Origin of the sequence: Couchioplanes caeruleus, from assembly GCF_003751945.1 — a bacterium.
Taxonomy (GTDB): Bacteria; Actinomycetota; Actinomycetes; order Mycobacteriales; family Micromonosporaceae; genus Actinoplanes; species Actinoplanes caeruleus.
Window position 1 is genome coordinate 1761522 of record NZ_RJKL01000001.1, and the last position, 23889, is coordinate 1785410.

General features: G+C 73.4%; 15 protein-coding genes. 10 read left to right on the forward strand and 5 right to left on the reverse strand.

Going from position 1 to position 23889, the window contains the following annotated elements; all coding sequences use genetic code 11:
- Nucleotides 1-13: 13 nt before the first annotated feature.
- On the reverse strand, nt 14-1060 hold the full coding sequence (locus tag EDD30_RS07670) for a DUF5937 family protein (protein ID WP_071802674.1): 1047 nt from the start codon (nt 1058-1060) through the stop codon (nt 14-16).
- A 100-nt stretch (nt 1061-1160) separates the two neighbouring features.
- On the opposite strand from EDD30_RS07670, the gene EDD30_RS07675 reads away from it, so the two are divergent.
- Both EDD30_RS07675 and EDD30_RS07680 read left to right on the forward strand, forming a co-directional pair.
- Nucleotides 1161-2282: an MFS transporter gene (locus tag EDD30_RS07675; protein WP_071802675.1), complete on the forward strand. Its 1122-nt coding sequence runs from the start codon at nt 1161-1163 to the stop codon at nt 2280-2282.
- 104 nt (nt 2283-2386) lie between these two features.
- Entirely contained in the window at nt 2387-4801 is a 2415-nt protein-coding gene (locus tag EDD30_RS07680) for a hypothetical protein (protein ID WP_123678136.1), read from the forward strand.
- 68 nt (nt 4802-4869) lie between these two features.
- Here EDD30_RS07680 and EDD30_RS07685 read toward each other — a convergent pair whose 3' ends face one another.
- Nucleotides 4870-6063, reverse strand: coding sequence for a sensor domain-containing phosphodiesterase (locus EDD30_RS07685; RefSeq protein ID WP_071802677.1), 1194 nt, complete (start codon nt 6061-6063; stop codon nt 4870-4872).
- Between the two features lie 249 nt (nt 6064-6312).
- On the opposite strand from EDD30_RS07685, the gene EDD30_RS07690 reads away from it, so the two are divergent.
- The 3 genes from EDD30_RS07690 (at nt 6313) to EDD30_RS07700 (ending at nt 8352) form a co-directional block, all read left to right on the forward strand.
- Nucleotides 6313-6726 carry a DUF6069 family protein gene (locus tag EDD30_RS07690; RefSeq protein WP_071802678.1) on the forward strand — a complete coding sequence of 138 codons (414 nt, stop codon included), beginning with the start codon at nt 6313-6315 and terminating at the stop codon, nt 6724-6726.
- A 64-nt stretch (nt 6727-6790) separates the two neighbouring features.
- Nucleotides 6791-7147, forward strand: coding sequence for a YciI family protein (locus tag EDD30_RS07695; protein ID WP_071802679.1), 357 nt, complete (start codon nt 6791-6793; stop codon nt 7145-7147).
- Nucleotides 7148-7167: 20 nt separating this feature from the next.
- Nucleotides 7168-8352 carry an RNA polymerase sigma factor gene (locus EDD30_RS07700; RefSeq protein WP_071802680.1) on the forward strand — a complete coding sequence of 395 codons (1185 nt, stop codon included), beginning with the start codon at nt 7168-7170 and terminating at the stop codon, nt 8350-8352.
- A 69-nt stretch (nt 8353-8421) separates the two neighbouring features.
- Here EDD30_RS07700 and EDD30_RS07705 read toward each other — a convergent pair whose 3' ends face one another.
- Entirely contained in the window at nt 8422-10101 is a 1680-nt protein-coding gene (locus tag EDD30_RS07705; RefSeq protein WP_123678137.1) for a hypothetical protein, read from the reverse strand.
- Nucleotides 10102-10560: 459 nt separating this feature from the next.
- Between EDD30_RS07705 and EDD30_RS07715 the strand changes: the two genes are divergently transcribed.
- The 5 genes from EDD30_RS07715 (at nt 10561) to EDD30_RS07730 (ending at nt 14590) form a co-directional block, all read left to right on the forward strand.
- Nucleotides 10561-11340, forward strand: a complete 780-nt coding sequence (locus EDD30_RS07715) for a sulfite exporter TauE/SafE family protein (RefSeq protein ID WP_071809416.1) — start codon at nt 10561-10563, stop codon at nt 11338-11340.
- A 131-nt stretch (nt 11341-11471) separates the two neighbouring features.
- On the forward strand, nt 11472-11918 hold the full coding sequence (locus EDD30_RS07720; protein WP_071809415.1) for an SRPBCC family protein: 447 nt from the start codon (nt 11472-11474) through the stop codon (nt 11916-11918).
- Between the two features lie 11 nt (nt 11919-11929).
- Entirely contained in the window at nt 11930-12103 is a 174-nt protein-coding gene (locus EDD30_RS38875; RefSeq protein WP_170047687.1) for a hypothetical protein, read from the forward strand.
- Between the two features lie 133 nt (nt 12104-12236).
- Nucleotides 12237-14264 (forward strand): AAA family ATPase, encoded by a 2028-nt coding sequence (locus EDD30_RS07725; protein WP_071809414.1) that lies wholly within the window; start codon nt 12237-12239, stop codon nt 14262-14264.
- Nucleotides 14234-14590: an alpha/beta hydrolase gene (locus tag EDD30_RS07730; RefSeq protein WP_071809413.1), complete on the forward strand. Its 357-nt coding sequence runs from the start codon at nt 14234-14236 to the stop codon at nt 14588-14590. The genes EDD30_RS07725 and EDD30_RS07730 overlap by 31 nt, the downstream gene beginning before the upstream one ends.
- Nucleotides 14591-14637: 47 nt before the next feature.
- Here the strand turns inward: EDD30_RS07730 and EDD30_RS07735 are convergent, their stop codons facing one another.
- Both EDD30_RS07735 and EDD30_RS07740 read right to left on the reverse strand, forming a co-directional pair.
- The gene (locus EDD30_RS07735) at nt 14638-20433 is read right to left on the reverse strand and encodes a toxin TcdB middle/N-terminal domain-containing protein (RefSeq protein WP_170208260.1); all 5796 of its coding nucleotides are present in this window, start codon (nt 20431-20433) and stop codon (nt 14638-14640) included.
- Nucleotides 20430-23843, reverse strand: a complete 3414-nt coding sequence (locus tag EDD30_RS07740; protein ID WP_071808102.1) for a Tc toxin subunit A-related protein — start codon at nt 23841-23843, stop codon at nt 20430-20432. Before EDD30_RS07740 ends, EDD30_RS07735 begins: the two co-directional genes overlap by 4 nt.
- Nucleotides 23844-23889 lie beyond the last annotated feature (46 nt).

The window sequence follows — 23889 nt, forward strand, 5'->3', positions numbered from 1 at the left end:
GCGCCGGCGGGTCTCAGCGCAGCAGAACGGCGATCAGATCCACGCCCAGCGCCGCCGTCGCCGACAAGTCAAGCTGGTGGCTGACGTAACGACCGCGCCGGGTCGTCACCGTGAGGCCGGCCTTCTTGAGGACGGCCAGGTGCCGGGATACCTCCGGGGCGCTGAGCTGCCACGCCTCGGCGAGCTCGCCCGTGGTCCGCGGCCCGCGCGCCAGCGTCCGGCACAGCCGCAGCCGTACGGGATGGGCGAAGGCATCGATCCGCCGCCGCACCACGTCGAGCGGCACCGACTCGTCGGCCGCGGTGGGGTACTGCACGACCGGGCGGGAGCCGGGCGCATACACGGATACCAGATGGGGCCGTCCGAACGCGGTGGGGATGAAGGTCATCCCGTCCTCCGCGGTGGTCCAACTGTCCTGCAGCTTGTCGAGCACGATCCGGGAGCCGGCCAGGGTCATGGCCGGGGACATCGCCGCCAACGCCGCGCCCAGGCCCTGCCGCTCGTGCAGGTCGGCCATGCGCCGGGCGTCGGCCGCGAGGTCGAACGCCACGCGCCGCCAGGCCTCGCCGAAGAACTCCTCGACACAATCCTCCAGCAGGCGCCGCACGCGGGCACGGACCGGGCCTGGATCGTCGAGCAGCCGTTCGGCGAAGGCGGCCTGGGCCGGCCCGCGGGCCCGCGCGAGGTCCTTGAGCCGGTCGGGCTCGCCGCGCCGGAACGACAGCCGTGAGCACCCGCAGGTGGTGACGAGCGCGGCGGCCACGTACGTCTCGTCGCTGAGCGCGTCGACGTCGTCCAGTTCCTCGGCGAGGGTCGCCCGCGGGCTGCCCGGCACCAGGAAGTCGGCGCGTGACGAATGCCACAGGAATTCCGCCTCCAGCAGCCGATCGGTGAACGACGGTTTGCAGGCCGCCATGACGCCGGCGGCCCACGGCTGCAGCGCGGGATGGTGGGCCGGCGCGGCGAGGACGTGCAGCATCGCGCCCAGTTCGGCCAGCGGGGAGGCGGCGACGGCGAGGCGCTCCGCCGGCATGCCGGTGATGTCGATGGTCAGGGCCACGGCCCCATTGTGACGCCGGTCCGCGCGGGCCCCCGCGACAGTTGACGGGAACCGTCAATCGACGAGCCGGCCACGGGTCGCGCGGTGGACTGTCGGCGGCATGTTCTCGCATCGCTACGCGATCGCCCTGGCGGTCGACGCCCTCGGCTCCGGCCTCCTGCGCCCTTTTCTCCTGCTGTACGGCCTCAGCGTCCTGCACCTGAGCGTGACCTCCGCGGGCCTGGCGCTGAGCGCCGGACTGCTCGCCGGGCTCGCCGGCATCCCGCTGCTCGGACGCTGGATCGACGCGGGCGGGCGCCGGGCGCCGATGGCGGCGACGATGTTCGTCCGCGCCGCGGGCATCGCGGTGCTGCTCGCCGGGCAGGGAATGCCGGGCTACCTCGCGGCGGCGCTGCTGCTCGGCGCGGGCGGCCAGGCGCTGCCGGCGGCGCAGGCGGCGCTGGTCGCGGCGCTCACCGACGGGCCGGCGGACCGGGCGCTCGCGCTCGCCCGGACGATCCGCAACGCCGGCCTCGGCGTGGGCGCGCTGGTGGCGGGTCTGGCCGTGACCGGCGGTACGGACGTGCTCCGCCTGCTCGCCGTGATCAACGGCGCCGGCTACCTCCTGGCGGGCGCACTCATCCTGTCCCTGCCACGCCCCGCGGTGACCCGGGTGGCGGTGCCGGACGGCGGCGGCGCCGGGCTCGGGCCGCTGGCGTGGGCGAACCTGCCGTACGCCCTCTGCTTCGGCGTGCTGGAGGTGGCGCTGCCGGCACTGCTCGTCACCCATCTGGACGCCGCGCCGGGCTGGTCCGCGGCGTTGTTCGCGGGCAACACGGTGCTCGTCGTCGCCCTCCAGGTATTCCTGGTCGTCCGGCTGCACCGCCTCCTCCGCCGGACCGTCCTGGCCGCCGCGGGCGTGGTGCTCGCCGCGTCGTACCTCGGGTTCTGGGCGGCGGGACCGGTCGGACCGGCGGCGGTCGCCCTGGTCGCGGTCCCCTACACCCTCGGCGAGATCCTGTACGCCGGCAGCGGCACCGCCCTCGTCGCCGCGGCCGCCCCACCCGCGACCCTCGGGCGCGCGCTGGCCCGCTGGCAGCTCTCCACGGGGATCGGCAACGCGGCCGCTCCCGCCGTACTGACCACCCTGCTGTCCGTCGGTCCGGGGCTGCTCTGGGGGCTACTGGCCGGATCGACGCTGGCGGCGGCAGCAGCGGTCCGGCGGTGGGCGCCCGCGGTGTAACTCTCGCGAAAAACCCTTTCGATTGCCGGCCGGTTGCCGATGGGTTGCGCCGCCATGGTGACCGGCCTCCGCGCCGCGCCGCCTCCCCGATCGAAAAGGTACGCATGACTGACACTGCCCGGCCCCGCGCGTCCCGTCGGGAAGGACGCCGCGAGGCGGCCACCGCCAAGCGGCTGGCCGCCGCCGCACTGCTTCCGTTGATCTCGCTGCCGGTGCTGGTGAGCCAGCCGGCGCAGGCCGCCTCCTCGACGCCGCCGGGATACTCGCTGACGGCGACGGTGGCGCCGCCGGCCATGTCGGTCCGGGACTGCCGCACCGACGCGTCCTGCGTCTTCGCGCCGGATCCCTCGGGCAGCGACGACTACGCCGCGCTGAAGGCCGCGGTGGACCGGGCCGCCAAACTGGCGGTCCCGGCCGTGCTGGACGCCGGCGGGGCCGTGCTCACGCCGGCCCGGCCCGCGACGGTGCTGCTCTCGTCCGGCACCTACCGGCTGAGCCGCGGCCTGCAGTTGCCGCCCAACGTGAACCTGCGCGGCCGGGGCATCAAGGACACCACGGTCTCGATGATCACGGCGAACTGGCAGAACTTCAACTACGGCTACCTGATCAGCTGGGACTTCCACACCCGCCAGGCCGGCAGCAGCAACCTGGTCTCGGACCTCACCGTGAACGGCAACTGCCGCGAGGGCGCCGGCGCCCCGAGCCGCCGGGACCTGCCGGGCCGGCCGGGCGCGTTCTGCGACTTCCGCGGGCCGAAGGGCGACCTGGCCAGCACGAACGCCGGTGGCGGCATCGCCGTCGGAGACCGGTGGACGGTCCGTCAGGTGCGCTTCACCAACCTGGAGTACTTCAAGGTCTGGGTCGGCGACGGCGTGAAGGACGTCCGGATCGTCGACAACCGCTTCGACAACTGGGGCGGCGCCGAGTCCGGCGACGAGGACAACGTGGGCGGCGGCAGCCGCAACGACAACGTCGTCGTCGAGTACAACCAGTTCGACAAGACCATCCACGGCAACAGCTTCGACTTCACCAACGCCATCCGCACCACGGTGCGCCGCAACACCGTCGTCTCCGACGGCGCGGTGGCCACGGCCCGCGGCGAGCGGTGGAGCTCCGGCAACATGTACCTGGAGGGCCTGGTGCAGGCCACCGTCGCGGACAACGTGCTGCACGGCGCCCAGATCAGCCTGAAGACCAACGGCGGCTACGCGCACAGCGGCGAGAACAAGGACATCACCAACCCGCGGGACTCGGTGGTGTCCGGCAACCGGATCAGCTACCCCGGGGAGGCGGGCATCGTCGTCGTGTACGACGACTACCGCGACGCCGACGAGACGGCCGGCACCGTCGGAGGCTGGAACGACAAGAGCACGGTGGACACCGATCACATCGTGCGCCCCGGCGGCAACAACGTCATCCGCGACAATGTGGTCCAGTACGCGGGCCGCTCCGGCATCCTGGTGCTCGGCAGCCACGGGCACGCCAAGGACGCGCCGGACACCATCACCGGCAACCTGGTGCGCAACTCCGGTTGGGGCGGCTCCACGGGCTACGACACCGGCGCCGGATTCTTCGACACCGCCGGCATCGGCCTGTCGATCGGCGACGGCGACCGGATCTACGGCAACACCATCGCCGACCGCCCCGCGAAGCGGACCACTTGGTACGGCATCCACCTGGGCGCCCGCCGCGCGCCCACGGCGCCGACGAACACGGTGCTCACCGGCCCGGCCGGCGAGACCAACACGGCCACCCGGGTGATCGCCTCCACCTACCACCGCGTGGGCCAGGCCCCGGAGGCCCCGAACAACCTCATGGCGGACGGACGGACGCTGAGCTGGGAGGAGTCGTACGCGCTGGAGGGCCGCCCGATCGCCGGCTACCGCGTGTACCGCGACGGCCGCGTCGTCGGTGACCTGCCGGTCGGCAGCGCGACGATCCCCGGCAACCTGCTCACCGCCGACGAGTCCAGCTTCGAGAACGCCGCCGCCGGCACCGCCGGCTGGACCGCCGGTTTCCGCACCACGCTGGCCCGGGTCGGCACCGCCGGCGCGGTCGGCACGAGCGCCATGTCGCTGGCCTCCAGCGGCACCGGCGAGGTCAGCTTCGCCGGCAGGAAGATGGCCGCCACCCCGGGTCAGCTCTACACCTCGGTCATTTCGGCCCAGGCACAGGCCGCGGGCCGCTGGGTGCGCGCGGGTCTGAAGTTCACCACGGCCACCGGCAAGGTCCACAACCTGGCGACCAACAACCGGGCCACCGTCGACGCCACGACCGGCTGGATGACCAGCAACTACACCGTCGAGGCGCCCGCCGACGCGGTATCGGTGCAGGCGTGGTACCTCATCGAGGGCACGGTCGCCGGCGAGGTGCATCTCGTCGACCGGCTCGGACTGGTCGCCGGCACGCGTACCCAGCAGTGGACGGAGCCCCGGCGGCAGGCGAAGCCCGCGGCCTACCACGTGGTGGCGTACACCGCGGCGGAGAACTCCACCCCCTCCACCGTGGCCGTGTCGTAGGTCCGGACACACGACAAAGCGTCCCCGGGAGCGCGGAGCTCCCGGGGACGCTTTGTCGTACAGCGGGCTTACGAGGCGACGGCTACCGCGTAGTCGTCGCGCAGTTCCTCCGGACTGATCGCCCGGCCGAAGAGCCAGCCCTGGCCCAGGTCGACGCCGACGGCAATCAGGGCCGTGGCGTCGGCCTCGGTCTCGACGCCCTCGGCGACCACGATGGCTCCCGTGGCCCGGGCCAGGTCGACCAGGGAGTGGGTCACCACGCTCAGCACCGGATCGGCGCCGATGCCCGTGACGATGCTGCGGTCCAGCTTGATGACGTCCGGGGCGGTGAGCACGATGTGGCGCAGCGACGAGAATCCGGCGCCCACGTCGTCGATCGCCAGCCGCATGCCGCGGGCCCGCAGCGGAGCCAGCACGGCCTTGAGCGCCTCGTAGTCCTCGACCTGCTCGTGCTCGGAGAGCTCCAGCACCACCCGGTCCAGCGGGAAGCGGTCGAGCAGCCGGGTGCACGCCCGGGTCATCAGTGTCGCCGGCGAGACGTTCATCGTCACGTAGTGCGGCACGCGGTCCAGGTGGGCCGCGGCCCGGCGCAGCGCCAGCAGCTCGAGCCGGTGTCCCTCGCCGATGGCGTGGGCGTCGGCGAAGCAGCGGTCCGGCGGCATGTCCCACGCTCGGGGGAAGCGGCTCAGCGCCTCCGCGCCGACCCGGACCCGGCTCTTCAGGTCGACGATCGGCTGGAGCAGCACGACCGGGCCTCCGGCGTCCAGCACCGGGCCGAGGCGTGCGGCGATCTCGGCGTGCCGGGCCGCCTCGCGCAGGCCGGGCTCGATGATCACCGAGGCGGCGTGCGAGAGCACGTCCATCAGCGCCCGGTCCCGCGGGGCGAGCTCAGGGTCGGTGGAGAAGCCCGCCGCGCAGAAGGTGCCGTAGACCGTGCCGTCGCTGAGGACCACCGGCACCGAGACGAAGCTGCGCATCCAGGGAATCTGGGCTCCCGGCAGCTTCATGGCCTCCGGATAGGCGGTGACGTCCGCCATGACCGGCGGCAGCCGCCCGTCCAGGATCGCCTGGCAGAACGAGTTCTCCCGGGGGTTGCTCATCCCGGCGCGCAACGAGTCCGGGTTCGTGGAGTCGACGAGCTCGAGGGTCTGGTGGGTGCCGTCCAACCGGGTGAGGAAGGCACAGCCGAGGCCCAGTGACTGACGGGCCGTCCGCAACAGGTCAGTGAGCTGCTGTGTCGCTTCCGTACGCTGGCTGAGCACGTCGCCTCCTCTCCGCGGCACCCGCGCCGCTGTCAGGACCAATCGGCGGAATTGACGCCGTCTTGAGCTTCGCCCGACCGGGATCGCCCCCGGCCGCCGCGGCGCGCCGCTCACCGTTCACACCTGCCCCGCCGGTCCCAGAAGAAAAGTCCGGAAAATTTCGGCGGTCCTGTCGATCCGCGCCGGGCCCGTTCGTAGCCCTGGTGAGAGACCGGCACCGAGCCGGTCCGCGACACACCGGAGGGCACCATGACCATCACCGCGAAGCCCGCCCGCACCGCCGACTCCCGCATCGTCGCGCTGATCGGGACCGGTCTCGCCGCCACGGCGGTCGCCGGCGCCGCCACCATGGCCGTCGCCGTGGCCGGCCGGGCCGCCGGGATCGGCCTCGACGTGGGCGGCGAGCCCATCCCGGTCTCCGGATTCGCGGTGCTGACGGCGCTGTGCTCGCTGGTCGGCCTGATCCTCGCCTCGGTTCTGTCCCGCGCCGTCCGCCACCCGCGGCGCGCGTTCGTCCGTACGACGGTGGCGCTGACCGTTCTCTCGCTGGTCCCGGACGTGATCGTGCAGGCCACTCCGGCCACCAAGGCGCTGCTGATGCTCACCCACCTGGTCGCCGCCGCGATCGTGATCCCCGCCGTCGCGCGTCGCCTGTCCGCCTGACGCGCTGTCCACAGTCACCGCACTTCTGCCACCATTTCAGCCGACAACTCATAGGAGGAACGTCATGAAGCAGTACCTGCTGGCCGTCCACATGGTCGAGGGCGAGCCGACCCCCTCGCCGGAAGAGATGCAGACCGCCTACGCCCAGGTCGACCGGGTCAACAAGGAGTTGCAGGACGCGGGCGCGTGGGTCTTCGGCGGAGGCCTGCTGCCGCCGGACAGCGCCACCGTCGTGCGGGCCGAGAACGGCCGGACCACCATGACCGACGGGCCGTTCGCCGAGACGAAGGAGCAGCTCGGCGGGTTCTGGGTCCTGCGCTGCCGGGACCTCGACGAGGCGCTGGCCTGGGCCGCCAAGTGCGCCGAGGCCTGCATGGGGCCGGTCGAGGTGCGGCCCTTCGAAGACGAGCCCGAGAGCTGAGCGGCGACCGGCACACCGGCATGGACCTCGACGGCGTCTACCGGGCGGAGTACGGCCGCTGCGTGGCCACCCTCGTCCGCCTCCTCGGCGACATCAACCTCGCCGAGGAGGCCGTCCAGGACGCGTTCGCGGTGGCCCTGGAGAAGTGGGAGACCCTGCCGCCCAACCCGGGCGCCTGGATCGTGACCACCGCCCGCCACCGCGCCGTCGACCGGCTCCGCCGCGAGTCGACCCGCGAAGCACGGCACGCCCAGGCAATGCTGCTGCACCACCAGGCCGAGCCTGAGGAGGTGGGACCGGTGCAGGACGACCAGCTCCGACTCATCTTCACCTGCTGCCACCCGGCGCTCGCCCCGGACGCCCGCACCGCCCTCACGCTGCGCCTGCTCGGCGGGCTCGAGGTGCCGGAGATCGCCCGGGCGTACCTGGTGCCGGAAGCCACCGTCGCCCAGCGCATCGTGCGCGCCAAGAAGAAGATCCGCGACACCGCCATCCCCTACCGGGTGCCGGCCGCCGAGGAGCTCCCGGACCGGCTGCCACCGGTGCTGACCGTGCTCTACCTGATGTTCAACGAGGGCTACGCGGCCACCAGCGGGCCGCTGATCAGGACCGACCTGTGCGCCGAGGCCGTCCGGCTCGCCCGCGAGCTCGCCGCGTTGATGCCCGACGAACCCGAGGTCCTCGGCCTGCTCGCCCTCCTGCTGCTCACCGAGGCGCGCCGGCCGGCCCGGCTCGGCCCGGACGGCGAACTGGTGCGGCTCGGCGACCAGGATCGGTCACTGTGGAACCGTGCGCTGATCGCCGAGGGCCACGAGCTGGTCCGCCGGTGCCTGCGGCGCAACCGGCCGGGCCCGTACCAGATCCAGGCGGCGATCAACGCCGTGCACACCGACGGGGCCGCCACCGACTGGTCGCAGGTCCTGGCCCTCTACGACCAGCTCCAGGTCCTGGCCCCGACGCCGGTCGTCGCGCTCAACCGCGCGGTCGCGGTCGCCGAGGTGCACGGGCCCGCGCTGGCCCTCGCGGCGCTGGAGGGCGTGGAGCTGCCGGGCTATCACCTGCTGCCGGCGACCCGCGCCGACCTGCTGGTCCGGCTCGGGCGCGAGGCGGAGGCCGCGGCCGCCTACGACGAGGCCATCGCCCTGGCCGGCAACGAGACCGAGCGCGCCTTCCTGGAGTTCCGCCGGTCCGGGCTCGGTGGATGACCACCCGGCGACCATCACGACAGGGCCCCGGATCCCCGCGGGGATCCGGCCCTGTCGTGGTGGGGAGGGTCAGCTCGTGACGGCCGTGCCGCCGCCCGGTGCCGGCGGCTTGCTGCCGGCGATCTGCCATTCCTTGCGCAGCGGCGGGAGCTCGAGCCGCTTCTCGAGGAGCGTGATGCCGAGGATCTTCAACTGGGCGAAGAGCCGCCCCTTGGCCTCGAAGCCCGCGTAGACGCCCCAGCGCGGCTCGGTGGTGGTGCCCGCCGCGGCGTCGGCGCGCAGGTACGGCGCCCATTCCAGGCCCGCGCCGACCGAGCCGTACAGGGCGACGTCGAACTGGGCGCCGATGGTGGCCTTGGCCTCGGCCGCACCGTTGATCTCCAGCTTCCTGCCGGGCGTCACGTGCGATGTGGCCAGCGGAAGCTGCGACCAGCCCTCGCCCTTGCGGTAGCGCACGCCGAGGGACAGCTCACCGGTGGTCTTCTGCTCGGCATCGACCGTGATCTTGCCGGACGCGGAGACCTGGTAGAAGTACGTCAGATCGGCGTCGACCACCACCGGGAAGCCGCCGACCAGCAGCGTGGTGTGCACGTGCACCTCGGCGAACGGCAGCCGCAGCGGCTTGCGCCCGGTGTCCACCGTGCCGGCCAGACCGGCGTGCACCTTCCAGCCGTAGTCGTACGCGCCGCCGATGCCGATCGCCGCCGCGGACGGGGCGACGCTGTACCAGTGCGCCCGCTCGTAGTTGAAGATGACCTGCGGCTGCAGGCGCACCCAGCCGGACAGCGTCGGGCCACCCTGCTCGGTGCCGGTGAAGCCGAGCTCGCCGACCGGCACGTCGAGGTCGAGCTTGATCTCGCTGCCGACGTTGTGCCGCTCCTTGCCCCCGGCCGCGGCCAGCGGCGCGGGTGCGACGGCGGCGGGCGGCAGCAGCGTGGCGCCGTCCAACGCAGTGGTCGTGGCCGACTCGGTAGGCGCCGGCGCCGAGGGCGACGCCTGGGTGGGCGGGCTGACCGGAGGCGCGACGGACGCCCCGGTCGACGGCGTCGCCGGGGCCGACGGGCCGCCGTCGGTGGCCGGCTTGCCGACCGGCGGCTCGGCGGCCGGCGACGACGGGCTCCCGGGCGGGCTGACCGGAGGCGTGGCCGCCGGCGACGACGGGGTCACGGGCGGGCCGGAGCCCTCGGTCCGCGGCGCGGCCTGACCGGTGACCTTCTCGATGCGGGCCGTGACGCCCTTGGTCAGCGGCTTGACCGTCACGTCGGTGGAGGGCACCGGGGTGCTGGTGGTGACCTTCTGGTCGCCCAGCAGGTCGGGCAGTGTGGCCGGCGCGACCGAGACCTGGCCGGAGGCGTCCGTCCGGTCGTCGGTGACCTTCACCAGCGCGCCGTGGGGCAGGGCCTTCGTACGCCCGCTGGCGATCACGTCGCCGTTGCGGACCGCGGACTTGCCGGCCTTCGGCTTGCCGCCCTGCTTGGCCGCGCCCACGAGGCGGGCCTTGCCGGCGCGCGGGTCGTAGGAGGCGAGCTTCAGCTCCTCGCCGGCGACACGCTCGGTTCCACCGTTCCCGTCGGGCCGGGCGATCGTCACGGTGCCGGAGGTGTCATCGACAGTGGCGGCCGCGGCGGCCGGCTGACCCGCCGGGGCGGCCGCGGTGGCGACCGTGGCCGATCGGTCGGCCGGCGCGATGACCAGGCCCACCGTGATGCTGGCCGCACCGGTCACCGCGGTGGCGACCGCCAGGGTCAACGGCCAACGCTTCGAGGTTCGCTTCAACCTCGTCCTCCAGATGTCGTGGATGCGCTACGCCCGGATCGCCCTCGCGGCGGGCGGGCCGCCATCGATGCGGCCTTGCGGGATGACAAGTACCGCATCGAAGATCAGGTGTACAGATCGGCGTCAGATGTAACACCTCACAGCGAGCCATGCACTGTGGACCGTATCGGCGCGTCTTCCCACGTCAGGGCGCCTCTTACCCAGAGAGCGAGGGGTCTCGATATTCTCGCGTCCATCCCAGTGGGTGGAATGCGCCGCTTCTTGGACGAATCCGGGGGTGCGCCGCCGGGCTCACGGCGGGGAGGCGACAATGCGGCCACCCGGCGACGAAGTCCCCGCCCGGGACTCGATCCGCCGATTCGACTCAGACCCTCGCCGAATCGGGCCCTGCGGCAAAGAGTCCGCAACAACCGCTCGATATCGTGGCCGATCATGACCTGGCAGGCCGGGCTGACCGGCTTCCTCGCCGGACTACTGCTCTCGATCATCACCGCGCCGGTCGGCGTCTCCGGAGCGGTGTTCCTGCTCCCGGTCCAGCTCAGCGTGCTGCACGTACCGAGTCCGGCGGTCACGCCGACCAACCTGCTGTTCAACGTCGTCGCCGGGCCCGGCGCCCTGGTCCGCTACCGGCGCAACGGCCGGCTCACCGGCCCGCTCGCCCGGCTCCTGATCGCCGGCACCCTGCCCGGCGTCGTCCTCGGCGCGCTCATCCGGGTCTTCGCCCTCCCCGGGCCCCGGGCCTTCCGCCTCGTCGCCGCCGCGGTCCTTCTCCCCCTCGGCCTCTGGCTCTGCGCCCGGGCCCTGCGACCGGGCATGCCCGACCGAGCGCCGCTGGCCCGGCCCACCATCCTCGGCCTCAGCCTCGTCGTCGGCACCGTCGGCGGCGTGTACGGCATCGGCGGAGGCTCCCTCCTCGGCCCGATCCTCGCCGGCCGCGGCACCCCCATGACCACGCTCGCGCCCGCCGCCCTGACCGCCACCTTCGTCACCTCCGTCGCCGGCGCCACGACCTACGGCATCCTCGCCCTGACCAGCAGCGGCGACATCGCTCCGCACTGGACTCTCGGCCTGCTCTGCGGTGCCGGCGGACTCATCGGCGGCTACCTCGGCGCCCGGCTGCAGCCCCGCCTGCCCGAGGCCGCCCTGCGGCTGCTGCTGGGCGCGCTCGCCATCGCCCTCGCGGTGCTCTACCTGGTCCAAGGGCTTGCGTGAGCACCACTGGGCAGTAGTGAGCAGTTGGTGACCACGCGGTCGGTCAGTGGCGAGGTGCAAAGTCAATGGCGCACCGGGGAACGCCGGTGCGACCCACCGGAGGGTCGCTGTTCCGGCCTGGAGGTTGCATCATGATCACGACCATCGAAGAGAACGCCACCGTCGTCGTACGCCGCGAGATCCGGATCGCCGCCCCGATCAACCGGGTGTGGCACCTGCACACCGACGTCAACGGTTGGACCGGATGGCAGAGCGACATCGACACCGCGTACGCCGACGGGCCGCTGCAGGCGGGCGCCACGTTCCACTGGAGCACCGTGGGACTGCAGATCGCCTCCACCGTGTATGCGATCGACGCCCCGCACCGCATTCTCTGGGGCGGCCCCGCGCACGGCATCACCGGCATCCACGAGTGGACCTTCACCGCCGACGGCGACGCCACGATCGTGCGGACCGCCGAGTCCTGGGACGGCAACCCGGTCCGCGCCGACCCGGACAACCTGCGCGAGGCCCTCGACGCCTCCCTCGCCTCCTGGCTCGAGCAACTGCGCAAGACCGCCGAGAACCCCACCGCCTGAAGGAGAGAACCATGACCACCACCACTCCCGCGTACGTCGCTCACCCCAAGCGCAAGACCCGGCGGCGGGTCGCCAAGGCCCTGGCCTGGCTCTCCCTGGCCCTGACGGCGGCCATGGTCCTCGCCGAGCCGTGGCTGCTACTACCCGTGCTCATGCTCGTCATCGCCCTCAGCCTCTGGGACTGACCAGAGCTCCCGACCGGGGCGGCCGGCCTCCCCCCGTCCGACCGCCCCACCCCGGTTCCGTTACCTGCCGGTATCCCCATCGGTGATCATCGACGCCGCTGGGCGTGCCAGGATGCCTGCCTGGGGAGGGCACATGGACGACAGCAACAAGGCACCGGTCGCCCGGTCGCTGGGCGACCGGTTGAGGCTGGCCCGGGCCCGGGCGTTCGTCGGTCGCCGCGAGGAACTGGCGGCGTTCGACGAGGCGCTGCGCGGCGAGCCGACGGCAGCGCCGGTCATGTACGTGCACGGCCCGGGTGGCATCGGAAAGTCGACGCTGGTCAGGCAGCTCTGCGACGCGGCGCGGCACGCCGGGCGCATGCTCGTCGAGCTCGACGGCCGGTTCGTCGGCCGCTCGCCCGCCGACTTCGAGCGCTCCGCCCAGCCGGTGCTGGACCGCCGCGACGTCGTCCTCGTCGTGGACTCGTTCGAGCATTGCCAGTGGCTGGAGACGTGGCTGTGGCAGCGGTTCCTGCCGCGGATCGCCGACGGCGCCCTGGTGGTCCTGGCGGGCCGGCAGGCACCCATGGCCGCGTGGGCCTCCGACGCCGGCTGGGCGGACGCGCTGTGGGTCGCCGAGCTGGGACCGCTCGACGAGGAGCAGGCGAGAAGGCTGCTGACGGTCAGCGGCGTCGGCTCGGACAGCCAGGACGACCTGCTGCGGCTCGCGGGCGGCAATCCGCTCGCGCTGTCGCTGGCCGCGGCCGTGGACACGGCGCAACCCGGTGCGGCCCGGAACTGGTCCGCCTCCGCGGGGACGCTGCGCACGCTCATCGCGGGCCTGATCGGCGAGGTGCCGTCGCCGGCGCACCGGCGGGCGCTCGAGGTGGCGGCGCAGGCCTACACCACCACCGAGGAGCTGTTGCAGGCCGCGCTGCCGCAGGAGGATGCCCACCCGCTGTTCGCCTGGCTGCGCGGGCTGCCGTTCATGGAAACCACGGCGCGCGGCATCTACCCGCACGACGCCGCCCGCGAGGCCGTCATCGCCGACCTGCGCTGGCGGGCGCCCACCGCGTTCATGACGATGAAGCGCAAGCTGACCGCGGAGTACCTGCGCATGCTGCGCGAGGCGCCCGAGGACCACACCGCCGGGCTCACCGGTCAGATCTTCTACCTGTTCCGCGAGGTGAAGGCGATCGCGAGGACCCAGGTGTGGGACCGGGAGAACGCGGTGCACGACGATCCGCTGCGCCCCGAGGACGTCGACACCCTGGTGGAGATGGCCGCCGCGACCGAGGGTCCCGAGTCCGCCGCGCTGGTCCGCTACTGGATCGACAAGCGGCCCGAGGCGTTCAGTGTCTTCCGGCTCATCTCGAGCGGGCGGACGGTGGCGTTCTCGGCCCGGCTGGACCTGCCGTTCCCGCCCGACGAGCGGGACATCGCGGTCGACCCGGTCGTCGCCGCGGCCTGGGAGTTCTGCACCAGGACCGCTCCGGCGCGGCCCGGCGAACACATCAGCATGACCCGGTTCTGCATCTACCCCGAGGCGCACGAGGTGCCTTCCCAGGTGATCAACCTGAACACCTCGCGGGCGCATTCCGAGGTGGCCCGCGCCCGCGGTCGCGCGTACGGAATGCTGGTCTTCCACGATCACGAGGCGTGGGCGGAACGACTCAAGGGCGTCATGACCGACGCCGGGGTGCGGCCCCGGGTCGGTGACCGGACGTACGCGCTGTTCGTCAACGACTGGCGCCAGGTCCCCTTCGAGACCTGGCTCCACCACGTCATCAACGAGACGGACGTCCCGGCCCCGGCGGCCCCGTCCGGCACCACCCGCGAGGCGTTCGACCAGGCGGTCCGCGAGGCCCTCCAGCACTGGCGGTCGCCGCGCGCGTTCGCCGTCGTGGACCTGCTGAAGACCCGGCTCGTGGCGGACTCCACGGACGCCGTCGAGGACCTGCGCGCCCTGGTCCAGCGGGCGGTCGACGAGGTGGGCCGCCACGCCAAGGGCGTCAAGGCGCACGAGGCGCTGGTCGCCACGTACTTCTCGGGTGCACCCACCCAGGAGGCGGCGGCCCGGCGTGCGGGGATGGCCTTCAGCACCTACCGCCGGCACCTGCGCCAGGGCCTCGACGACGTGTGCGCCGCCCTGTGGGACGTCGAACTGCACGGATCGAGGTAGCCGCCGGCCCAGCACCAGCCTCGGAGCTCGCCGGCGACGCCGGCACGCTCGCCGTCAGCCCCGACGACACCCTCTCGCCGGTGCGGGCCCACGCGCTCTCGTGCATCAACACGCCGCCCGCGCCCATCGTGCAGTCCAGCTACCAGTCGCTGGCCGCGTACGCCGAAGGTCTCTCCCTGAGCCGGCAGCTTCCCGGCAGCACCGTGGTGACCCGCAACGGCGACGACTACAGCATGGTGCTGTTCTCGCCCTGCGTGCAGAAGATCGCCGCCGCCTACCTCACCGCGCAGAAGCTCCCTGCACCCGGCACCACCTGTAGCAACTGAACAAACGCCTGCACCCCGGCCGTGGAGCCGGGGCGCAGACGTGTCTGTCACCAGGTGCCGCTCTTGGAGGTTTTGGCGCCGCTGTTGCGGATCGCGTCGATGATGTCGTCGACCAGGTCGAACGCGAACAGCGACGCGGTGGCCTCGATGAACAGGGTCATCGCCACCGGGTTGAAGACGAAGGTCTGCAGGACGTTGAAGCCGGTCGACGCCCCGAAGTTCACCGCCGCCCCGGCCGCGCTGGTGGCCGCGGCCCCGGCACCCTGCGCCGCTGCCTGGCCCGCGGTCGCGCCGGCATTGCCGGCCTCCCCGGCCGCCTTGGCGCCCTCGGCGGCCGCGCGCTCCCACTCGGCGCCGGTGGGCATTCTCGGATTGATGTTCCCGGTGCCGAACCAGCCGTGGGCGAAGCCGTAGCTGGCCAGCCCGAACACCAGGCCGGTCACCAACCCGGCGAGCGCCGACTTCCAGGTCTTCTCCCAGATGTCGCCGGCCGAGCCCTGCCCGCCCGCCCAGCCGGCGGCGAACCCGGTGGCCGCACCGAGCAGGAGGCCGCTGACCGCGCCCGCGAGCAGGTGGGTGACCAGCGCCTTCGCCCCGAACGCGGCGGCGAATCCGGCGCCGGCAAGGGCGCCTCCGAGGGCCGCGGCGCCGGCCAGGGCGGCGCCGAGCAGGATGCCCAGGGCGATGTCGCCACCGGCCTGAGCCGCGGCGATGCCGCCGACCACCGCCCCGGCCGCCATCGCGGCGAACACCCCGATCATCGCGCCGAGTCCGATCAGGCCGACGCCGAACGTGACGACGGTGAGAACGACCACCGCCACCACGGCGAGGATCGCGAGGGCGATCTGCCACCAGGCGCGGCCCGCGGGATCCCGCAGGGTGACCGGATCGTTGGCCGCGTACGCATACCGGTGCAGCCCCGCCGGATGCCACAGGTCCGGCGCTACGGTGTCGGGCACGAGGTAACGCCCGAGCAGCGGATCGTACGGGCGGGCCGGGGACAGGTAGATGCCGAACTCGCTCACCAGGTCGTACCCGTCGTAGGTCGCTCGTGGTGTCTCCCCTGCCCCGAGGGCGAGGATCCGGCCGAACGGGTCGTAGGCGATCCGCTGCAGCACCGTGCCGCCGCCCGAGGTGACGAGCGTGACCGAGCCCCGGTGGTCGGTGTGCCACAGCGCCACCGGTCCCCCGGGCGTGAGCTGCCCGATCCTGGTACGCCCGTCCGTGACGAACAGGACCAGCGCGCCGTCACGCAGCTCCGCCAGGTCGTCCAGAAGCACCACCCGCCGGCTTGTGCCGCCGGCGGTCGTCTCCCGCACCGCCTGCTCGTCGAAGGCGCCGTAGGACAGCGCGACGGTGGCGGCTGCGCCGGTGACCGTGCCGAGGCGGTCCCGGCCGTCGTAGGTGAACGTTCCGGCAGGTCCGCGGACCTGCCGCCCCGAGGCGTCGTAGTCGTAGCTGCCCGTACCGGCCGTGGTCACCGCGGTCGGCGGCGCGCCGCGCTCGCCGTAGACGAACGTGCCCACGTCGGACCGGGAGAGGATGCTGCCCGCCCGGTCGTACGCGTAGTCGATCGCCGTGCCGCCCGCCGGCTCCGCGCGGACGAGCTGGTGGAGGTCGTCGTGCGTGTACGCCCACCCGGTGGCGCCGGTGACGTGCCCGGCGAGGTCCCGGGTCAGATCCTGCCGGTCGAGCACGACGTCGCCCGCGTCCCGGGTCTCCGCGGAGATCAGCCGCGACAGCGCGTCGAACTGCCGGTGCGTGCGGGCGCCGCCGGCGTACGCGGTCCGGACCGGGTTACCCGCCTCGTCGTAGTCGATCGCATCGACCACCCCGGAGATCGCGCGCAGGAATCCCCGCCGGTCGTAGGCGTACGTGAGCACCGGGCCGGGGACGTCCCCGGCCGCGCCCGGATAGCCGATCGACGCGACCCGGCCCAGCCGGTCGGTACGCCGCCGCACGGTGTACGCGTCCCCGCCGGTCAGCACCACCCGCCGCGTCTCGACCTCGCCGCGCACGTCGTAGTCGAAGCTGATCGACCCGCGGACGTCGTCGACGCCGGCCAGGCGGCCCACCCGGCGCCCGGGTGCACCGCCGCCGCCCACGTCGGCGCGGTCGAGGTAGCGGTAGCGGACGTCCGGCTGGCCGGTGGCCCGGGTCCGCACGATCCGGTTCAGCTCGTCGTAGTCCTGCTCGGCGAGCTGTCCCATGGCATTGCGGCGCCGCACGAGGTTGCCCGCCGCATCGTGGACGAACACCACCGTCCCGGCCGACGGATCCTCCACTCGGATGCGGTGTCCCAGCAGGTCGTAGTGGACGGTCGAGGTACGCCCCTGCGGGTCGGTGACGGCGGTCGGCTGGTCCCGCAGGTCGTACGCGTACGTGGTGGTGACCTCGGCGGCGCCGTTGCGCGACACCACCCGGGCGACCCGGCCCGCCGCGTCCAGATGGAACGTGGTCGGGGTGCCCTCGTGCGGGCCGCCGGCCCGGGTGTCTTCCTCGTCGAACAGCTCCGAGCGGCCCGGGTGGTGCACGCCGAGCCGGAACCCGCCCCCGGGCAGGTCGACCCTCGTCGGCCGGCCGAGCGCGTCGTAGCTCGTGGCGGTGTGCGGCAGCGCCGCGGTGGGCCGCTGCGGATCCGGGCCGGCCGGGCTGCGGTACGGCAGGTACGCCCGGGCGACGAGCCCGCGCGCGTTGCGGGTGACCGCCTCTCCCACCACCCAGGTGCCGTCTCCGTCGCGGCGGGCGACGCCGACGTCGTGGCCGTCGGAATCCAGGAGCCTCCGGGTGGTGACCTTGTCGCCGCGGTCCGCCGCCGGATGCTCGTCGGTCTCGACGGCGGGTCCGGCGGGATCGAGCAGGTACCGGTAGGTGACCGTCGGGGCCGCCGGCTCGTCGCCGGGCCGGAACTCGGCGACGAGCCGGGCCAGCGGGTCGTACGCGTTGCGCCGCCACCCGCCGTTGCCGTCGCCGAGGCTCGCCAGCCGCAGGGCCCGCCGGTCGACGTCGGCGCCGATGTCGTTGCCGCGCGCGTCGATCCGGCGTACCGGGAAGAGGCGGTCGGCGTCGAGGTGGAGGGTGACCGGATTGCCGCGCGGGTCGAGGCTCACCATCACGCCCGGGGTGGAACGGTCGTAGCGGCGGGCGAAGACCCACCAGCCGTCCTCTCCGGCGCGGCGGTGGTAGCCGAGCGCGGCGAGGTCGACCGAGCCGCCGTAGACCGCGGCGGCCTGGTCGTCGCGCAGGGCGAGGCGCTCCTCCGAGGTGACCAGTCCGGCGCCGACCGCTCCCTCCGGGAGACCGGTGAACGCCGGGCCGTCGTAGCGCAGGATCCGCGCATCGACGACGGTTCCGTCGCCGTCGGTCTGGGTGATCCGGGCCGGCTTGTCGACGATCCAGGCCGCCGGGTCGGTCGCGTACGTGGTGAGCGTGCGCAGCTCGGCCGTGGCACCCGGGTCGGCGGCGAGAACGTTGCGCTGGCGCTGCTCGGTGACGTTGCCGAACGCGTCCCAGCTCACCGTGGTGGTGACGGTGCTGCGCCAGGCGGTCGGTGCGCCGTCGAGGTGGTCCTCGCGGCGTTCGACCAGCCGGGGTGCGACGGTCACGCCGTCGCCGTGCGCCTGCCAGTCCTGGCGTACCTCGAACAGCGGGTCGTCGACGTCCGGGTCGGCGTCGGCGGCATACCCGGCGGAGCGGACCACCCGGCCGCGCAGCACCTGGGCGGACAGCCGCTCCGCGTCGGTGGGTGGCTGGTCGACGCGTTCCGGGGTGCGACCGAGGTGGAACTCGGTGCGCTTGAGCAGGGGCGCGACCGAGTCGTCGCCCTCCTCGATCTCGTCGACCCGGGCGAAGCCGAGGAAGCGGCGCAGCGCCGGGTCCCAGTGCCCGTCGTGGTAGCGGAACCGGCTGACCCGGTCCGCGCCGGCCGGGTCGGTCTGCCGGACCCGGCTGACCACGGGCACCGGGAACGGCAACGACGTCGTCCAGGTGCGCCCGCGCGCCGCGTCGCGGCGCGACTCCTCCACCGAGGTGGCGTAGTCGATCGTCGTCGCGTGCCCGAGGCCGTCGTCGATCCGGTGCAGCAGGTACGGCTTGGCGTCCAGGTCGAGGTGGTACGCGGCCGGACGGGTGCCGTGCCGGGTGGACAGCAACAGCCCGGTGCAGCCGATGCCGCGCAGGTCGACGGGTTCGACGCGCTCGGCCGTCAGGCCCGGGACCGGGCCGACGGTCAGTTCGTCGGAGAACGCGGTGCCGCCCCGGTTGAGCCAGATCCGGACCGCGTCGGTGTCGACATAGACCAGATCGGCGCAGCCGTCGCCGTCGACGTCGGCGAGGAACAGCCGGTCGTGGCGGTATCCGGCGGGTAGGACCGGGCTGCCGGCCATGTCCCGCGGGGTACCCCAGTGGTGGTCGCCGAGATGGGGCCAGTAGCGCACCCGGCCGTTGCGGACCTCGACGAGGTCCACCGGGCCGGCGCCGGTCATCGGGGCGACGTGCATCTCGGGTGCGCGCAGGTCGACCCCGGCCAGGGGGTCGTCGCCGACGACGCGGCGCTCGACCGAGCGCCAGTCCTCGCCGCTGCCGTCGCTGGTCGCGGTGGTGAGCAGCCCGGCGGCGAGGCTGACCAGGTCGGCGGCGCCGTCGCCGTCGAGGTCGAGCAGCCGTACGCCGGCGTCCATCGGGGTGAACGTGGGCGCGTACGGGCTGACCACGGGCGCACCGAGCACGCCCGCGCCGTCCACCGGATAGCGGTGGCGCAGGCCCGCGCCGATCCCGACGAGGTCGACGCGGCCGCGGCCGGTCAGGTCGGCCGCGAACAGCGCGGTTCCGGATGCCAGGCCCGGCAGGCCGCTGCGGCCGAGCGGCCGCGGCGGGTCGAAGGCCAGGTCTCCGCGGTTGCGGGCCACCGTGGGGACGCCCCCGAGGACGACCGCGTCGGGCAGCCCGTCGCCGGTCAGGTCGGCGACGGTGGCGTCCGGGCGGGCAAGCGCGGCGGCGAGCGCGGTCCCGGCCGCCCGTAACCCGAACCGCGAGCTCGTGTAGCCGAAAGCCAGCCGTGGGAACGTGGCGACCTCGCCGGCCGCGCCGTGGCCGGACAGGGTGATCCCGGCGAGCAGGCTGTGCCCGGTGGGTTGCCCGGCGGCGTAGTCCAGCGTGTAGCGCCGCAGCAGCGACGACGCCTGCGCGGGAGCGTGCAGTTCCAGCGTGGTGCAGCGGCGGTTGATCGTCCGCACGAAGCCGGGACGGCCGTCGAGCACCGGATCCGGCCGGGTCTCGTAGTCGAGGTCGAGACGGTACGCCGCCCAGGCCACCGACCGCAGCAGCCGGTCACCGTCCCAGGTGTAGACGATCTCCTCGCCGGACGGCCGGATCGACCGTTCGACCAGCCACGCGACCACCCGGGTCGCGTCGTCCGGGTCCGCGACGCGGGCCGCGGCGGTGGTGCCGGCGAGGTGGCGGACGCCGGAGCGGTCGGTGAGCGCGAAGCCGTCGCCGTCGCGGTCGATCCGCCAGCCGAGCCCGTCGGTCTCCGGCACCAGACGCCCCGGCTCGCCGGGAACGTCGACGAGGCGGCCGGCACCGGCGAGCGTGTACGCGCCGCCGGCCCGCTCCACCCGTACGGTGCCGAGCGCCCAGCCCAGCCCGAACTCACCGTTGCCGAACGCGGTGCTGTACTGCAGCGTGAGCTGCGGGGTGTGCCCGTCGACGCCGTGCGGCAGGTCCAGCGGCACGGCGTAGCCGCCGCCCCCGGTGTTCAGGTCCGGCGTGAAGCTGCCTCCGATCCCCCCGACGGCGCCGCCACCCTTGGGCAGTGCCAGCACGTCGGGGCCGGTGCCGTTCACGCGGCACCGCGCGGGGTGAAGTCGTACTCGATGAACAGCAGGATGTTCTCCACGCCTGCCCGGTCTCCGGGGCCGGCGGTCGTGGCCAGCACCCATTGCCCGCCCACCGGCGCGGCGGCCAGCGCGGCCAGCGCGGGATCGCCGGACGGCACGCGGCCGGCGGCGTCCGGGGTGACCGCGGCGCCGGCGCCACCGGGTGCGGTGATCGTCAGCGGCACCGGCGGGGGATTGGTGCCGGCGCCGAGCAGTTGCACCGAGACGCTCCGGACCCTCGGATCGAGGTTCTGGTGCGGCAGATGTTCCGGTCCGATGGTGACAGTGGCCGTACCCGAGTGCTGCCACAGGTAGAACCGGTCCGGGAAGTCGTTGCCGAGGCTGAAGGAGGTGGTGGCCCGCAACGCCTCGGCGGGCAGCGGCCGGGCCGCGACGTCGGCGGCGAGCGCCCGGTCGAACTGGGCCTCGTAGTGGAAGGTGACCTGGACGTCCACGATGAAGCGGAAGTCGACGTCGTTGATCTCCGGCGGGAACCGCAACGTCCAGCCGGACGCCATCCCGACACCCTCGAACACGCCGAGCAGCTCGGGACGCGGCCGGAACATCATCGCGTCGTTGCGGGTGTAGGCGCTGAGCAGCATCGTGTCGATGTCCTGCAGCCGCCACTTGGTATCGCCGCTCAGCGACCGGTACTGCGAGACGCCGCTGTTGGTCAGGGTGCCGCGCAGGCCCCCGGACGGCACCAGGCCGATCAGGGTGACCTCGACCGACTGCACCCGGTGATTGAAGGAGCCGGGATAGCTGCGTTCCAGATCGGACAGGAGCGTGTTGAACTGGATCTCGCCGGTGCGCCGGAATCCGGTCGCGAACGCGAAGGGGAACTGCTCGGCCAGCGACACGCGGTGGCTCGCCCGCAGCATCTTGTGGGTGGTCCGGGTGATCCGGTCGTACGTGAAGTAGTCGATGTCGGCGAGCAACTGGTCGGAGCCGAGCATCCCGGCGGCCGCCCCGGCGGAGTAGTCGAGGCGGATCCGGTCGACGGTCGCGTCGAAGTCGAACTCGTACGCCCGCTCCATCAGCCGCGCCACCCGGGTCGCCCAGTACAGGTAGCGCTGGGCCTGCTGCTGCATGAAGTCGGCGAGCGCGCGCCACACCTCCGGGGTGAGCGCGCTCGACTCGAAGGCGGCGGCGAGCTGCTGGGCCTGCTGGCGGCGCAGCGTCGCGGCCTGCGAGGACAGCACGGCCGCCTGGGCCCGCGCCTGGGAGAGCGCGACCTGGTTTCCGGCCTGGGTGGCGGCGATGCCGAGCTCATTCGCGGTCTGCTGCATGCGCAGCAGCTCGTAGTCGCGGCTGATCTGACCGAGCCGGTTGCGGTCGGCGGCGATGACCTCGTGGATGTCCCGGCCGTCGCCCGGGATCGGATTGTTCAACTCCCAGCTGTTCTGCGAGCCGTACCAGGCCATCTCGGTCTCGAGCCGAATCTGCTCGTTCGCCATCGTGTGGTAGGCGCTGCGGGCCGCGTCCGCGTTGGCTTTGCGGGTGTTTGCCAGCAACTGCGCGGTGTTGGCGAGGGTGACCTCGGCCTGGGCCGCGACGGCCTGCTGCTTGGCCACGGCCTCGTCGGCGGCGGATGCGGCGGCGGCCTGGTGAAGCTGCAGCCGGGTGAGCTTGCCGGAGTCGTAGCGCTCCATGAACTGGATGTAGTCGCGCTCGGCGGCCTGCGCCTGCTGGCCCAGGAATCGGGCCGCGTTCTGCAGATAGTCGAACGTGAACGGCGGCACGAACGCGGCCGGCACCCCGAACCAGTCCAGGTTCGCGACGAGCTGGCGCACCCTCGCGGCGATGTCGAGCGCCACCGCGCCGAGCCCCGCGTCGAGGCCGTCCGGCAGCGCCGCCGGGTCGGCGAGCAGCGTGGTGACGAGCGCGCCGGTGGCGGTCAGTGCGGCATGGGTGAAGACCGCCGCGTCACCGGAGGTGCCGTCGGTGGCGACGATCCCCCCGTACGCGGCCAGGGCCTTGGCGAACTCGTCGGCCTTGTAGAGGGCGTCGCCCTCGCCGAGGTGCGTCTGCGCGATCCGCAGCCACAGCGCGGGGGCTTCCAGCTCCGCGTTCAGGTACGGGTAGTCCGCCGCCCGGTACAGCCAGGTGCGGGCGGCGGCCCAGTCGCCGAGCCCGGCGTACGCCTCGGCCAGCCCCACCGGGATCACGTAGTAGAACAGGTGCGCGAGCTGCACCGACAGGTCCGCGCCGGTGAGCACGACGGCCCGCAGGTCGGCGTGGGACTTCGCGGCGAGCCGGGACTCGTATCCGGCGGACAGCAGCGATTCGACGGTGGGCGTCTTCGCCTTCTGCCAGCTCACCGTGCGGATCTCGGCGCCGATCAGCACCCCGGCGCTGTACGTGACGCTCCGGTCGGCCCGCTCGATGGTGCCGCCCAGCGCTCGGCTGGACCAGGCGGTGGCCACGAGCGGATCCCGGACGATGAGCTGCGCGCCCTGTCCGAGGGTCTGCTGCACGTCGACGCTGGTCGCCTTGCGGTCCAGCTCTCCGGCGACCCGTTCGGCGACCATCGACGGCCCGGTGTTCCGGCCGTTGCCGGCGCGGCCCAGCGAACGCACCACGTCGAGGGCGATGCCCGCCGTGCCGGCCGCCACCCGGGACCGCTCGTCGGTCTCCTTGAAGGCGCCGTCGGCCTTCGCGACGTCGCCGCGGGCGGCGCTGACCACCGCCAGGTTGTGCGCGGCTTGTGCGGCACCCAGCTCGTCCCGGGCCCCCTGGAAACCCTCGAGGGCGGAGCCGAGCATCCGCTCGGCCCGGTCGAGGCTGCCCAGTTGCACGTACGCGGCCCCGGCGTTGAGCAGCAGGCCGGCCCGCGCGGAGCGGTCGTCGCCGGCCAGCTCCGCGGCGGCGGTGAGGTGCTTGACCGCCGTCTCGTAGTCGCCGTTGTCGAACGCGAACTGCCCGAGCGCCGCCACGTCGGCGAACCGCCGGGTCTTGTCGGTCCCGGCCTGCGGGACGGCGCGGGCGCCCTCGGCGAACTCGCGGACGGAGCCGGGGTCGAGCTCAGCCTGGATCACGGGTGGGTCGGGGATGCCGGGGACCAGGTCGGCGAGCAGCGTCGCGCTGGCCCGGACCATCTCCTTGAGGTGCGCCAGGTCGTGCGGGGCGGCGTACCGGTCGCCGATGCCCCGGGGCCCGCCGGGTGCCAGCAGCCGGAAGATCCGGTTCCGGACGGCCTGGTAGACGGGCACGGCCGCCTGGTAGTTCCCGGCCAGCACGAAGGCGTGCGCGCGGTCGGTCTCGGCGCGGATCTCGTCGAGGACGCCCGTACGCGGCGATCCGGCCGTCAGGACGGCCTCGGCGCGGGCAATGGTGGGATGGGCGGAGTAGAGCAGGGTCGCGGAGGCGATGGTCATGGAAGCTCCCGGATGCGGTAATCGACGGGTGGTGGAAACCCGGTCT